The sequence below is a fragment of the Planctomycetaceae bacterium genome (assembly GCA_039680605.1).
In the GTDB taxonomy this organism is placed as follows: domain Bacteria; phylum Planctomycetota; class Phycisphaerae; order SM23-33; family SM23-33; genus JAJFUU01.
This window is the reverse complement of sequence record JBDKTA010000043.1, coordinates 1-13,643: the sequence shown is the minus strand read 5'-3', so window position 1 is coordinate 13,643 and position 13,643 is coordinate 1. Positions and strand designations below refer to the sequence as shown.

Sequence of the window (13,643 nt, the reverse complement as noted above, 5' to 3'; positions counted from 1 at the left end):
ACGAGATTATACCGCCGCCAGTCAGCGATTCGCCATGCGGGAGCGGTTTCTACCTGAGGCCGCAGCCAAGGATCAGTCGCAACGGGAAGTCGCTTTCGCCGCCAACCACTCCCTGGTTTCACGGGACATCAGCGAGATGAAGCCAAGAACGATTAACAAGATCGTGACAATATCGCCCGGCACCAGCAGGAGCAGCATCGCGATGATGCCAAATGCCCGCACACTGTGGCCGGCGCGGAGTTGCACTGACGAGAAAATCGCCAGCACAATACCAGGAATATAAAGCCCCAGCCACACTGCCATCATCACCTTTCCCACATCGTCGATCTGGTCATCTCGAGCCGATATGACGCCCAGGACGATTAAAATAACTGCCGTCTTGAAGATCGCCAGCGCCAGCAGCAGATTGGCTGCGGTCTTGGCCTTCTTTGGCATCACAGGGCTGTCGGATTGGGTGCTTGCAGTAAGTGGGACCTGAGTCATAGGAATCCCTTTCTGATAGTTGCCCCCCCGAGCGCATGCAACCATAGATGCGGCGACTGCGCAAGTCAATAGATCCTCATCTTGAACCCCGTTGCATTCCAGCCGCACTTGCCATGTAATAAGTTACGACGTGACTGCAGCGATTCAAAAACTGATGTGGCTGGCGCTGGCGGGGGCGGCGGGGACGCTGGCGCGCTATGGGCTGGGCGGCCTGGTGCAGCGGTGGGCGCCCTCTGAAGCCGGTTCGGCAATCTTTCCCTGGGGCACGCTGGCGGTCAATGTGCTGGGGTGCTTCTTGTTCGGGCTCGTCTGGTCGCTGGGGACCGAGCGGATGGCTATCAGCGCCGAACTGAGAACGATCATCCTGATCGGCTTCATGGGCGCCTTCACCACGTTTTCCAGCTTCGCCGGCGAAACGTCGCGCCTGATGGCCGAGGGCCAATGGCTCTACGCGGGCGGGAATATCCTTCTGCAGAACATCACCGGCATCGCGGCGATGTTCGTGGGCTACGCGGCTGGGCGGGCAATCTGAAGTAGACGTGTCGCGGGCGAGACGCCCGCGGTGCTCGCGGACAAGATGTCCGCGGCACGAAAGAAAGGGCCTCTCATGCATCTTCCATCGGAAGCCGAACTGCTGCGGATCTTCATCGGCGAGAGCGACAAGCATCACGGCCAGCCGCTATACGAGGCCATCGTGCAACTGGCTCGCAGCAAGGGGCTGGCCGGGGCGACGGTCCTGCGCGGCGTGATGGGCTTTGGAGCGCACAGCCGCATCCACACAGCCAAGATCCTGCGCCTCAGCGAGGACCTGCCCATCGTGATCGAGATCGTCGACAAACCCGATCGCATCGCCGAGGTGCTGCCCGAGATCGACGCGATGATCGGCGAAGGCCTGGTGACGCTGGAAAAGGTTCGCGTGCTGGCCTATCGCCACGCAGAGCCCAGCAAGACGTAGATGAACATGTTAGCGGTCGAGCCCGCCACGGCGGATCTTCGACTTGCTCGACGGGGTTGTTTCCCTGATTCGGGGTCAAAGAAGAAACCGCGTCGAGCGGGCTCGACCGCTAACGTTCGTAAGCTTTTGCATTTGCTCAATACATTGAGTAAATTTGCCCAGGACGTTGAGTATTTTGCGAATGGCGATGTTCAGGAGGCCAAGGATGGCCGCAAAGAAGACTGCAAAATCTGCGAAGAAACTTCCTGCGGGCAAGAAGCTGCCCAAGGGCAAATCAGCTCAAGGCGAGTTGTTCGCTCCGGCAGCGCCGGCGGCGGCTACCGCTGCTACGCAACATGTTCCGCACGTGCCGGATTCGCCGGCGGCCACGCCCGATGTCGACGCGACGAAACGGGCGGTCGAGGAGGCGCTGCTGGCCGAGCCCGGAGCGCCGCCGAAGAAACGCACGTACGCCACGGCCGAGAGCATGGCCAAGGCGCAGCGCGAGATCTCCGTCAGCGAGTTCTTCGCCAAGAACCGCCACCTGCTGGGCTTCGACAACCCGCGCAAGGCCCTGCTGACGACGGTCAAGGAAGCCGTCGACAATTCCCTCGACGCCTGCGAAGAAGCGGGCATCATGCCGGTCGTCCGCATCACCATCGAGCAGGTCAGCGAGACGCACTTCCGCGTGATCATCCAGGACAACGGCCCGGGCATCGTCAAGGCCCAGATCCCCAGCATCTTCGGCCGCCTGCTCTACGGCAGCAAGTTCCACCGCCTGCAGATGAGCCGCGGCCAGCAGGGCATCGGCATTTCGGCCGCCGGCATGTACGGGCTACTCACCACGGGCAAGCCCGTCAAGATCACCAGCCGCACCGGCGCCAAGAGCGGCGCGCACTACTACGAGCTGCAGATCGACACGCGCAAGAACCGCCCCGACATCATGCGCGAGGAGAGCGTCGAGTGGGACGCCCCGCACGGCACCAAAGTCGAGATCGAGCTCGAGGCCAAGTACCTCCGCGGCCGCCAGAGCGTGGACGACTACCTCGAACAGACCGCCATCGCCAACCCGCACGTGACGGTGATCTACAAGGCCCCCGACGGCACGGTGAGCGAGTACAAGTCGTCGGTGGCCCATCTGCCCGCCCAGCCCAAGAGCATCCGCCCGCATCCGCATGGGATCGAGCTGGGCGTGCTGATCAAGATGGCCGGCGACAGCAAGGCCGCCACCGTGCAGCAGTTCCTCACCAGCGAGTTCTCGCGCGTCTCGCCGCGCGTGGCGCAGGATATTCTGGCCAAGACCGGCCTGAGCCCGCGCACGCGGCCCAACAAGCTCACCGGCGAAGACGTCAAGAGCATCTACCAGGCGATCCAGGCCACCAAGATCATGGCCCCGGCGACCGACTGCGTCGTGCCCATCGGCGAAGAGGCGCTGGTGGCGGGGCTCAAGCAGGTGGTCGCGGCTGAGTTCTACTCGGCCACCTCTCGCAGCCCGGCGGTGTACCGCGGAAACCCGTTCATCATTGAGGCAGCCCTGGCGTTTGGCAAACCCGAAGGCGCCAACGGCGGCGCCGCCCGCGGCCAAAGCGTCGACGAAGAGACCGGCGAGGTGACCGAAGCCAAGGCCGATGAGGAAGAAGAGTCGCAGCTTGCCCGTCTGCTGCGCTTCGCCAACCGTGTGCCGCTGCTGTATCAGCAGTCGGCCTGCGCGATCTACAAAGCCGTCGCGGGACTGAACTGGCGCTCGTACGGTCTGCAGCAGTCGCGCGGCGCCCTGCCGACGGGCCCGCTGACGGTCGTGCTGCACATGGCCTCGGTGTGGGTGCCCTTCACCAGCGAGAGCAAGGAAGCCATCGCCCTGTATCCGGAGATCCTCAAGGAGATCCGCCTGGCGTTGCAAGACTGCGGCCGCAAGCTCGGCATGCACATCCGCAGGAACGTGCGCCTGCGTCAGGAGCTCAAGAAGCGGGGGTACATCGAGAAGTACATCCCCGCCATCGGCGAGGCGCTTCGCGACATCCTGGAGCTTAAGGACCCGCAGGTAACAAAAGTCTGCGACAACCTCCGCGACGTGCTGGAGCGCAGCCGCAAGATGTAGCCTTTTCACGCGGCGCGCCAGGGACGGGGAGAGCGGGATTACGCGGATTGGGAAGAGATTAAGAGGATTGGGATCGGGAAAGAAGCAAGAGCTTGGGTGGCATGGCGACACGCGTTGTTGTTTTACAGGGGTCGCCATGAAACCGCTAATGCTTGAGAATTGCTGCATGTCCGGGTATCGTGCTGGCGCCTCTCCGCGCGATGTGGCGCTGACAATTTGAAAAAAGCGCGAAGAAATGGGCAGTCATCTGCGTCTGACAGGGTGAAAGGAGCTGGCCATGGACTGGTGGAACGATTTGGGCACCGCGGCGAAGGTCTTCTACTGCATGGCGGCATTTTTCAGCGTCTTCCTGATCTGGCAGATCATCGCCGCACTGCTGGGCATGGGCGGAGACGACGACGGCCAGGCCGATCACGACGGCGACATGGACCATGGCGACGATCATCACGACGCCGCGGCCTCGACGGCGGCTTTCAAGCTGCTCAGCGTACGGTCGGTGGTGACGTTCTTTACGCTGTTTGCCTGGGCCGGCGCGCTGTACCTGACGGGCTCGGACGCCGTGCCGCTGTGGCAGGCGATGACGTGGGGGCTGGTCTGGGGCCTGATCGGCATGGTGGTCGTCGCGACGATCTTCTACCTGATGCGCCGCCTGACCGAGAGCGGCAACGTGGCGATCAGCCAATGCGTCGGGACCAACGCCACGGTGTACCTGGACATTCCCTCCGGCGGCTGCGGACAGGTGCGGGTGCTGCTGGGCGGGCGGGTCAGCTTCATCAAGGCCCGCGCCCGCGGAACGGATGACATGAAAGCCGGCACGGCTGTCACCGTGCTCAAAACGATCGATGCGACGACCGTAGAAGTCGGTCCAACCCAATCAGCTTAGGAAGAACCTCCATGGAACTATTGATGCTTGCGGCGGGCCTGGTGGCCCAAGAGGAAGGGTCTCCGCGCAGCTTGATCCTGATGATCATCCTTGGGATTGTTGCGCTTGTGCTGTTCATGACGCTGGTTCAGCGGTACAAGCGCTGCCCGGCCAACCGGATCCTGGTGATCTACGGCAAGACCGGCAGCGGGGCTGCCAAGTGCGTCCACGGCGGGGCGGCGATGGTCTGGCCGCTGATCCAGGCGTACGAGTACCTCGACCTCGAGCCCTTCGTCGTGCCCATCGACCTGAGCAACGCCCTCTCGCGCGAGAACATCCGCGTCACCGTCCCCACCACCGTCACCGCCGCTATCAGCAACGAGCCGGGCATCATGCAGAACGCCGCCGTGCGACTGCTGGGCCTGACCCGCACGCAGATCCAGGACCAGGCGCAGGACATCATCCTCGGCCAGATGCGCGCGGTGCTGGCGACCATGCGCATCGAAGACATCAACCGCGACCGCCAGGCATTCCTGGCGGCCGTCAACGACTCCGTCAGCGGCGAGCTCGAAAAGATCGGCCTGGCGCTGATCAACGTCAACATCCGCGACATCGACGACGAGTCGGGATACATCGTGGCCCTGGGCCGCCGCGCCGCCGCCGAAGCCATCAACCAGGCCAACATCGACGTGGCCGAGCAGGAAAAGACCGGACAGACCGGCGTGGCCGAACGCAACCGCGACCAGCGCGTCGCTGTGGCGGCCGCCACCGCCGAGGCCCAGATCGGCGAGGCCACCGCCGAACGCAACCGCCGCCAGAAGACCGCGGCGCTGGAGGCCGAAGCGGTCAACGCCGAAACGGCCGCCGAGGCTCAAAAAGCCGCCTATCGCGCCACGCAATCCGTTGCCGAGCAGGAAGCCCGCAACAAATCCGAAACCGCCTCGCGGCAGGCAGACGGCGCCATCCGCGTGGCCGAGCAGATCGCCCAGAAGCAGGCCGAAGAGGCCAAGGCCCTGCGCGAGCAGGCCCGCCTCAACGCCGAAGTAATCGTGCCCATCAACATCCAGCGCGAGAAAGTCGTTATCGCCGCCGACGCGCGAAGGCAGGAAGCCATCCGCATCGCCGAAGGCGAGGCCGAGGCCACCATCAAACGCATGACCGCCGAAGGCCAGGGCGTCCAGGCCGTCCTCAACGCCAAGGCCGAGGGCTACAAGCGCCTGGTCGAGGCCTGCGCCAGCGCCCAGCAGGCGGCGGGGTTGCTGCTGATCGAAAAGATGCAGGAGATCGCCGCGATCCAGGCCCAGGCCATCAAGGACCTGCCCATCGAAAAGATCGTCGTCTGGGACGGCGGCGGCAACGGCAACGGCGGCGGGATCGAAGGCCTCGGCCGACGGCTCATGGGCGTCTTGCCTCCGATCCACGAGCTGGCCAAACTCGCCGGACTGGAACTGCCCGAGTACCTGGGCAAGGCCTCCGGCGAACCAAAGGCGGACGCCCCCGCCCCGGCGGTGGTACCCGCGATTGTCGAAAAGCCCGCGCCGCCGAGGGCATAAGCGTTTTGTCGAAGCGAGCCCGCTTGCGGCGTAGCGGCTTCCTGGAGAAGAAAAAAAGCGGCCCCTGTCGGACGTTCAGGGGCCGCTCATCTGCGCCGATGGTGCAGATGCGGAGCTTCAGAGCTCCGCGGGGGCAGCGTCGGCAATGGGAACAGTGTCTATGGCGCGGCGGGCGGCGGGGTCTTCGTTGACCTCGTGCCAGAAGCGCACGCGGTCTTCGCCCAGGGCCCAGCAGAGCCGGATCTCGCGCCCAGCCGCCAGGGAGGGAAAATCCACCGACCCGCGCGACCAGTCGGTAATCTCCACGCCCAGGTCGTCTAGCTCTTCCAGGCACATTCGGATTCGGGTGACCGATCGCGTCAGCAGCCCTTCAGTGCGGCGGCGGACGTCGTCGTCGGACCCGCCGGCCTCGAGCGTCTCCTGGTATTCACCCAGGCGCTGGTATTCGACGACGATGTCGGCTACCACGCGGTTGAGCAGCACCAGGCAGCGGTTGGCGTGGTCGATGCTGAAGTGCTTTCGCCGCGTTCGGGCGGGCCTGGCATGTTGCGTCGTGTTGTTGAGTCTATTGGACACGCGAAGTAACTATCGGCAAAACACGCCCCCCGACATGAGCCCGCGGCACAAAACACTGAAATCTCCGCAAGTTCTTCTATTTCATTAATTTGCGTTCCATCAACGCCGCCGGCGCCGTAAAATTCGCGCACGAATGTTCGGATTCCTCAACATCCATAAGCCCTCCGGGCCGACCAGCCACGATATCGTGGCCGCCGCGCGCCGCCGCCTGGGGCGCGGCGTCAAGATCGGCCACGCCGGTACGCTCGACCCCTTCGCCAACGGCGTGCTGGTGCTCTGCGTCGGACACGCCACGCGACTGGCCGACTACGTGCAGGCGGCCGTCAAGTGCTACCGCGCGCAAGTCACCCTCGGGGCCGTCAGCGCCACCGACGACCCCGAAGGGCCCATCACCCGTAGCACGGGCATCTTGCCTGTGAGTCCCACGGGCGTCTCGCCCGTGGAATCAGATCTAAGGCAGGGGCAAGATGCCCCTGCGACTCATGGGCGAGACGCCCATGCTACGCCGGATGAATCCGCCGTGCGCGCGGCGCTGCGGCAATTCACCGGGACGATCTCCCAGGTGCCGCCGGCGCATTCTGCCGTCCACGTGGATGGCCAGCGGGCGTACAAGCTCGCTCGCGCGGGTAAGAGTTTCGACCTCAAGGCCCGCAGCGTACACGTGTACGAGATGACGATGCTGAGCTACGACTGGCCGCACCTGGAGATCGACGTGCGCTGCCAGGCGGGCACGTACATCCGCTCGCTGGCGCGCGACATCGGCGCCGCCCTGGGTGTGGGAGGTTACTGCTCCGCGCTGACCCGAACCGCCGTGGGCGAGTTCCGCCTGGAAAACGCCAAGAGCGTCGACGCAGTGGAACTGCCTGGCGACTTGATCTCCCCGCTGGCGGCCGTCGAGCACTTGCCGAAGCTGACGCTCGATGATGAGCAAGTGAAGCGCATCAATATGGGCCAGCCGCTGCGCCTTGCGGACAATCAATTCACGACAGCGAAAGAGGTGGTCCTGCTCGCACCGGACGGCGGCCTTCTCGCGCTGTCCGAGCCAACGCCGGACCGCCTGCTCAAACCGCGCAAGGTGTTTGTAAGCACGTGACGTTCTTCTGAGCCTCGAAGAGGCTCTGGGAGCATAGCCGGGGGCCCCGACGGGGCGACGAGGTTATCGTGTGCCCGGAACTCCTCCCGCCCCTTCGGGGCGGAACCGGTATATTCCACCGTTCCGGGGGCTGCGCCCCCGGCTATATCCCCGGCGTCCCTATGGGACGCAGAACAACGTTCATTTATTCAACGGTTTGCACTTGGGGCGGAACATGCGGGTCTCGTCGAGGCCGAGCTTTTCGGCGGCGTTCCAGGACCACTCGATCTGCTTTAGGCCGTCGTAGCCGTGCGAGTCCGAGCCGGTCGAGAACGTCGCGCCCTGCTCGGCGAGAATCGCCAGGTAGTCCATGTAGGCCGCTCGCCAGTCGTCGCCGCCCATCGCCAGGAAGCAGGCGCTGGCGTTGATCTCGATGGCCGTGCCCGTCGCGGCGGCCGCTTGGCCGAGCTCGCGGGCGTATGAGGCGGGCACCGTCTTGAAGTCGTTCACGTCGAACATCGCCCAGCCCTTGGGCGTGAACGACCCGTGCCCGAACCAGTACGGATGCACCAGCACGTCGATGAGTGGATTCTCGCAGATGATCAGGTGCATGCGGTGTACAGCGTCGATGATCTTGGGGATATCGCGCTCTTCAAGATAATGATGATGCGGGCCGCCGATGGCGAACTGCACGCCGTACTCGGCCTTGAGCTCGGCCGTGAACGGCAGCGGCTGGGCGGGGTCGAGAAAGTTCACCTCGACGCCGAAGAAGATCTCCAGGTCGCTGCCGGCGGCGCGGATGTCGGCGGGAACCGGGCGGTGCTTTTCGAGCATTGCGACGTTGTTGACGTGGTCGGTGATGGCCAGCGCCGTCGTGCCGGCCGCAGCGGCGTGGCGGGCGATTTCTGCAACCTCCATGCTGCATCCGCCGCAGGCGCAGTACTTGGCGTGAATGTGGAAATCGTAACGCGGAATCTTGCTGCCGGTACCCATGTGCGTCCTTATGTTGCCGCGGCGGCGGAAATCGCCGGGCGCGGTTCGCCGGCGTCGATCATCAACTGCGCCAGCCGCGCGGCCAGTTCGGCGCGAATGCTTGCGAAGCCGGGCTCGGCGACGAGGTTGGTCTTCTGGTGCGGATCGGCCTGGTTGTCGTACAGGTAGGCCTCGACGTAATCGAAGCCGTGGATGCGATACCAGTCGGCGCGCTTGGCCTGGATCTCGTACGTCCAGCGGTGCGTGCGCAGCGCCCGGCCGGTGTGGTCTTCGCTGATCTGGATGAAGACTTCCCTCGGCCAGTCGCGCGGAGTTTTTTTGACCACCTGCTGAAGGGGGCGGCCTCGCATGAACGCGGGCACCGCGACGCCGGCGGCGGCCAGGATCGTCTCGGGGATGTCGATCAGGCTCGCCAGCGGCTCGATGACCTTGCCGCCGGTGAAGCCCGGCCCGGCGATCACCATCGGGATGTGGATGCACCCGTCGTGGCAGGCTCGCTTGTATTCGCTGTTGCGGGTGCAGAAGTGGCTGCCGTGGTCGCTGGTATAGATGATCAGCGTGTTGTCGGCGATGCCGAGTTTTTCGAGCCGCGCGCGGATGCGGCCGAGGTTCAGGTCCAGGCTGTTGCACTGGCCGAGATAGTCGGGATAGTTCTTGCGCCAATCGCCGCCGGTGCCGACGAGGTCGCCGGGGACGAGATAATCCGCCCAGCGATCCTTGCTGCCGTGCGGGCCTTCGTAGCGGGCATGGTCGTTCTGGTGGTGCGGCTCGATGTAGCTGGTCATCAGGAAGAACGGGCGGTCCTGGCGCCGCGAGTCGAGATATTCCAGCACCCAGTCGGTCTGGGCGTCGACGCGGTAGCGGCCCTTGGGGAAGTCGCGCTGGTTGCCGGCGCCGTCCCACATGTGCCCGTCGTGGCCGTGGCTGGTGAACTCGAGCACGTCGCTGGCCAGCCAGTAATCGTCATATCCGCCTCGCAGCGCCGCGGGAACGGGGCGGTCATAGTAGCTCGTGCCGGCCCCGTCGTAGCTGGCCAGGTGCCACTTGCCGATGTACCCGCACTCATAGCCGGCGCCGCGCAGCAGCCGCGCGACCGTCGGGTGCTCGACGGGCAGGCGGCAGCCATTTGTGGGGCAGCTCAGCTCGGTAGCCCAGCGCCCCGTCTGAATGCACGCCCGCGCGGGCCCGCAGACCGGCTGGCAGGTGAAGGCGTTGGCGAACCGCACGCCGTCGCGCGCCATGGCGTCGAGGTTGGGCGTCACGCCCAGCGGCTGACCGTAACAACCGCACGTGTCCCAGCGCTGCTGGTCGGAAAAGAAGAACAGGATGTTGGGGCGGGCGCTTTTTGCCATGTCGATCTGCCTGACTAGAGGTGCTTGACGAACCATTCCTGCGCGAAGGCGTGCTTGTACGCGTGCGGGCCCTCATGCACCGCCAGCTTGCAGCGGTCGGACGCCTTGAGAAGGTCGTATGCTTTCTGCACGGTGGCGAACTGCTCGCGCACCGCCGCGATGGGGAAGATCGTGTCTTTCTCGCCGGCGATGAACATGGCCGCCCGCGGGGCAATCATGGCGGCGATGTCGCCCATCTCGCACAGCGCGGCGATGCCGGGTACGTAATTGCACTCGCAGTGCGTGATGTCCATGATCGAGGCCTTGAACGAGCACAGGTAGCAGCTCGTGACCGGGCAGGCGATCCGCTCGTCGAGGGCGGCCGTCCAGAGCGTCGTCGTGCCGCCGCCGGAGTTGCCCGTCATGCCCAGCGTGCCCTTGACCAGGTCGTCGCGCGTCAGCAGGTAGTCGATCGCGCACATCGCGTCGTGGCACCGCTCGCCGATCAGCGTGCGCCCCATCATCTGCAGGAAGAACGCCATGTGCCGGTCGGTGCATGTCCAGCCGCCCGGTTCGACGTCGCGGCTGAGCCGCTCGCCAAAGCCCCGCTGCTCCAGCGCGCAGACGAAGTAGCCCGCCTCGGCCGGGGCCTGGGCGTAGTTGTCGTCGATGGCCAGATCGGCCGCTCGGGTCTTCTGGTCGGAAGAATGGCCCAGCATGGTCTGGGCGCTGGCGTTGTGGCCGTGGACGACGAGGATCGGCTTCCACGGCGGGGGCGTCTTGGGCACCAGCAGATACATCGGGGCCGCTGCGCCTTCGCCGACATCGAGCGACCACTTCTGCTCGACGTACTTGCCGCAGTCGATTTCGCGGAGCATCTGCGCCGCCGGCCGCGGACGCTTGCGCCCCGCGATTCCCAGCAGCTTGAGCACGGCCGCCCGAAGCTCGGCCTTCCAGACATTGAAGGCGGCGATGGTGGTCGCTTTCATCGCCAGCGGCCGGGCAGCCTGGCGGTACAGCTTCTCCAGATGATCGTCGAGGCGAAACTGTCTGCTGTAACTCAACGCTTCCACAATGTCCTCCGGTTGCAGGTCCGGATAGCTTTTGCTCAATCCACCTGCAGTTCGGCGCCGATGCACTGCATCTGGTGGACGAACTCGGGGAAGGTCTTTTTGACGCAGTCGATGTTCTTGATGAGGGTTTTGCCTTCGGCGACCATGCCCGCCACGGCCAGGGTCATGACCATGCGGTGGTCGTTGCGGCTGTCGTGTTCGGCGCCGCGCAGGCGGCTGCGGCGGATCATCAGCCCGTCGGGGCGTTCCTGCACCTCGGCGCCCATGATCTTGAGGGCCTTGGCCATTTCGCTGATGCGGTCGCATTCCTTGTGGCGGCAGATCTCGGCGTTGGTCAGAACCGTCTCGCCCTCGGCGCAGGCGCCGACGACGGCCAGCAGCATGAACTGGTCGATGAAGTCGTTGCAGTCGATGGTGCGGCCCTTGAGCTGCGACGATCGTGCAGTCACGCCCTCAGGCGTGACGTCGATCCTGGCGCCCATCTCCTGCAGGATGGTGATGACGCCCTTGTCGCCCTGGCTGTCGGCGAAGTCCAGGCCTGGAAGCGTCACTTCGCTATCGCGCGAGAGCACCGCCGCGGCGATGGGATACAGCGCCGCCGACCAGTCCAGCGGGACGCGGAAGTCGAAGCCCTTCCAGACGCTGCGCCCGCGGATACGGTAGTGGGTGTAGTTGTCGTTGCTGAACTCGACGCCGCAGCGGGTCAGCCAGTCCAGCGTCATCGCGACCCAGGGCTTCTCGCCGGGGTTGGAGACGATAATGTCGCTGGGCGCGTCGGCCAGGCTTGTGGCGATCAGCAGCGCCGAGATCGGCTGGCTGTCGGCCCCGTCGATCTCGCAGCGCCCGCCCTTGAGGTGCCCGCGCACCACGACGGGGGCATGGCCGTCGCCCTTGGTCGAAACCGCCCACCCGCCCAGGTGGTTGATCGCCTCCAGCAGCGGCTGGCACGGGCGGATGAATCGCAGCGAGTGGTCGCCGGTGAGGACGGTGTAGCCGCCGCAGCAGGAGGCCAGGGCCGTGAAGAACCGCAGGATGATCCCGCTGTTGCCGCAGTCGAGGATGTCCTCGGGCGTCTTGAGCTTGCCGGCGACCCCGGTCACTTCCCAGACCTGTTCGGCCTTGGGAGAGACCGTCGAGCCGAGCATTTCCAGGGCCTCGATCCCGCGCATCCAGTCGTTGGAGACGGCCGGGGCGATGATCTTGCTGACGCCTTCGGCCAGCGACGCCATGATCAGAGCGCGGAAGGAATGGCTCTTGTTGGGCGGGAGTTTCGCTGTGCCCTTCAGCGACGCACTTTTCCAGACGGTCAGGTCCATTCATGATCCTCTTTGAAAAGCACCGTATGGTATGGCAGAACGAGTTTTCTTGCAAGATTAACAGCGCGACGCCGGGTTAAAACTATCACCCCCGGGCGCCGTGGCGGGAGGCAGCAGACCGACAGCCACGGTCCCTTGGCGACACGTTAGGCCACACAGACACAGAGAACACAGAGAGAACGGCAGGGAAAGATCATGCTCGCACGAACGGTGATTTTAATGCTCGCCCTGGCGGGTTTCGCCCTGGCGACGGCGCTGGCGGTTGCGCAGCCGCAGACGCAACCGGCGACGGCGTCGCGGCCTGGCAAGACCGACTGGATGCACAAGGCCAAGTGGGGCGTGATGATTCACGCCGGCAGCACCCTGCCCAAGGGAACCTGGGCTCAGGCGATGGACGGGTTCGACGTGGCTGCCCTGGCGCGGCAGGCGCATGAGGTCGGGGCGGGGTATCTCATGATCACGTCGATCCACGCCGAGCACCCCATCGCTCCCAGCGCCGTCTACGAGAAGCGGTTCCCGGGCAAGTGCCCCAAGCGCGACCTGATCGTGGAACTGGCCGACGAACTGGCCAAGTACGATCTGCCGCTGATGCTCTATTTCAACACCAACATCAAGTGGAAGCCCAACGATGCCGACGTGCAATTCCACGCCGACATGCTGAAAGAATTCTCCCTCCGCTACGGCACCAAGGTCAAGGGCTGGTGGTTCGACAACAGCTTCGCCAGGCACGACCCGGCAATGAAGATCGATGCGGCCAGGAACACCGCGTTTCAAAAGCTGATCGCCGAGGCCGCCCGCGCCGGCAACCCCAACGCGAATCTGGGTTTCAGCCCGCCCCACGGCACGCAACGCAATACCCCCTTCGACGACTACACCGCGGGCAACCTGCACAAGCTCAACAACGTCGTCTGTCCCGGGCGCTTCGTCGACGGCTGTCAGTGGCACACGCTGTGCTACCTGGGCACCACCTGGGGCAGCGCCCGCCCGCGCTACCAGGGCGATGAGGCCACCGTCATCACCAAGCGCCTCACCGACGCCGGCGGCGCCGTGACCTGGGACTGCCCGCACGACACCAAAGGCCGCCTGACAGACGCGATCGTCGCGCAACTCAAGGCCGTCGGCAAAGCAACGGGCACATTGCGGCAATAGGTTTCACCGCAGAGATCGCGGAGTTCGCAGAGGTTTTTTGGGAAAACCGAGGGTTCTGACGAACCTCCCGCCGAAAGTTAGCCCAACTTCCGCAGTTGGCGACGTAAGTGCTTTATTATCAAGGGCAGCGCCCTGAAAGTCTTCACTACATCGCTACGAAGCAGTCAGCGGCGGGGGCATGATCTTCATCCTCGACGGCAGGT

General features: G+C 64.8%; 13 protein-coding genes. 7 read left to right on the top strand and 6 right to left on the bottom strand.

Annotation, left to right across the window (positions count from 1 at the left end; translation table 11 throughout):
- Window positions 1-72: 72 nt before the first annotated feature.
- A complete protein-coding gene (locus ABFD92_12335; GenBank protein ID MEN6505324.1) occupies window positions 73-483 on the bottom strand; it encodes a hypothetical protein in 411 nt (136 codons plus the stop codon).
- Window positions 484-625: 142 nt separating this feature from the next.
- On the opposite strand from ABFD92_12335, the gene ABFD92_12330 reads away from it, so the two are divergent.
- The 5 genes from ABFD92_12330 (at window position 626) to ABFD92_12310 (ending at window position 5,930) form a co-directional block, all read left to right on the top strand.
- A complete protein-coding gene (locus ABFD92_12330) occupies window positions 626-1,015 on the top strand; it encodes a CrcB family protein (protein MEN6505323.1) in 390 nt (129 codons plus the stop codon).
- Window positions 1,016-1,090: 75 nt separating this feature from the next.
- Window positions 1,091-1,438, top strand: coding sequence for a DUF190 domain-containing protein (locus tag ABFD92_12325; protein ID MEN6505322.1), 348 nt, complete (start codon window positions 1,091-1,093; stop codon window positions 1,436-1,438).
- Window positions 1,439-1,643: 205 nt separating this feature from the next.
- A complete protein-coding gene (locus ABFD92_12320) occupies window positions 1,644-3,515 on the top strand; it encodes a DNA topoisomerase VI subunit B (protein MEN6505321.1) in 1,872 nt (623 codons plus the stop codon).
- 277 nt (window positions 3,516-3,792) lie between these two features.
- A complete protein-coding gene (locus ABFD92_12315) occupies window positions 3,793-4,398 on the top strand; it encodes a hypothetical protein (protein ID MEN6505320.1) in 606 nt (201 codons plus the stop codon).
- An 11-nt stretch (window positions 4,399-4,409) separates the two neighbouring features.
- The gene (locus ABFD92_12310; GenBank protein ID MEN6505319.1) at window positions 4,410-5,930 is read left to right on the top strand and encodes an SPFH domain-containing protein; all 1,521 of its coding nucleotides are present in this window, start codon (window positions 4,410-4,412) and stop codon (window positions 5,928-5,930) included.
- 117 nt (window positions 5,931-6,047) lie between these two features.
- On the opposite strand, the gene ABFD92_12305 is transcribed toward ABFD92_12310, so the two are convergent.
- The gene (locus ABFD92_12305; protein MEN6505318.1) at window positions 6,048-6,506 is read right to left on the bottom strand and encodes a DUF2203 domain-containing protein; all 459 of its coding nucleotides are present in this window, start codon (window positions 6,504-6,506) and stop codon (window positions 6,048-6,050) included.
- Between the two features lie 133 nt (window positions 6,507-6,639).
- Between ABFD92_12305 and ABFD92_12300 the strand changes: the two genes are divergently transcribed.
- Window positions 6,640-7,599: a tRNA pseudouridine(55) synthase TruB gene (locus ABFD92_12300; GenBank protein MEN6505317.1), complete on the top strand. Its 960-nt coding sequence runs from the start codon at window positions 6,640-6,642 to the stop codon at window positions 7,597-7,599.
- 180 nt (window positions 7,600-7,779) lie between these two features.
- Here ABFD92_12300 and ABFD92_12295 read toward each other — a convergent pair whose 3' ends face one another.
- Genes ABFD92_12295 through aroA form a run of 4 tightly spaced genes read right to left on the bottom strand, consistent with a single transcriptional unit; the run spans window position 7,780 to window position 12,291 of the window.
- Window positions 7,780-8,571 (bottom strand): PHP domain-containing protein, encoded by a 792-nt coding sequence (locus tag ABFD92_12295; protein ID MEN6505316.1) that lies wholly within the window; start codon window positions 8,569-8,571, stop codon window positions 7,780-7,782.
- A gap of 8 nt (window positions 8,572-8,579) precedes the next feature.
- Complete coding sequence (locus ABFD92_12290) at window positions 8,580-9,923, bottom strand: sulfatase-like hydrolase/transferase (protein MEN6505315.1); 1,344 nt, start codon at window positions 9,921-9,923, stop codon at window positions 8,580-8,582.
- 14 nt (window positions 9,924-9,937) lie between these two features.
- Window positions 9,938-10,975 carry an alpha/beta hydrolase family protein gene (locus ABFD92_12285; protein MEN6505314.1) on the bottom strand — a complete coding sequence of 346 codons (1,038 nt, stop codon included), beginning with the start codon at window positions 10,973-10,975 and terminating at the stop codon, window positions 9,938-9,940.
- Window positions 10,976-11,010: 35 nt separating this feature from the next.
- Window positions 11,011-12,291 (bottom strand): 3-phosphoshikimate 1-carboxyvinyltransferase, encoded by a 1,281-nt coding sequence (aroA, locus tag ABFD92_12280; protein ID MEN6505313.1) that lies wholly within the window; start codon window positions 12,289-12,291, stop codon window positions 11,011-11,013.
- Between the two features lie 195 nt (window positions 12,292-12,486).
- Here aroA and ABFD92_12275 point away from each other — a divergent pair, with 195 nt between their 5' ends.
- The gene (locus tag ABFD92_12275) at window positions 12,487-13,440 is read left to right on the top strand and encodes an alpha-L-fucosidase (GenBank protein ID MEN6505312.1); all 954 of its coding nucleotides are present in this window, start codon (window positions 12,487-12,489) and stop codon (window positions 13,438-13,440) included.
- Window positions 13,441-13,643 lie beyond the last annotated feature (203 nt).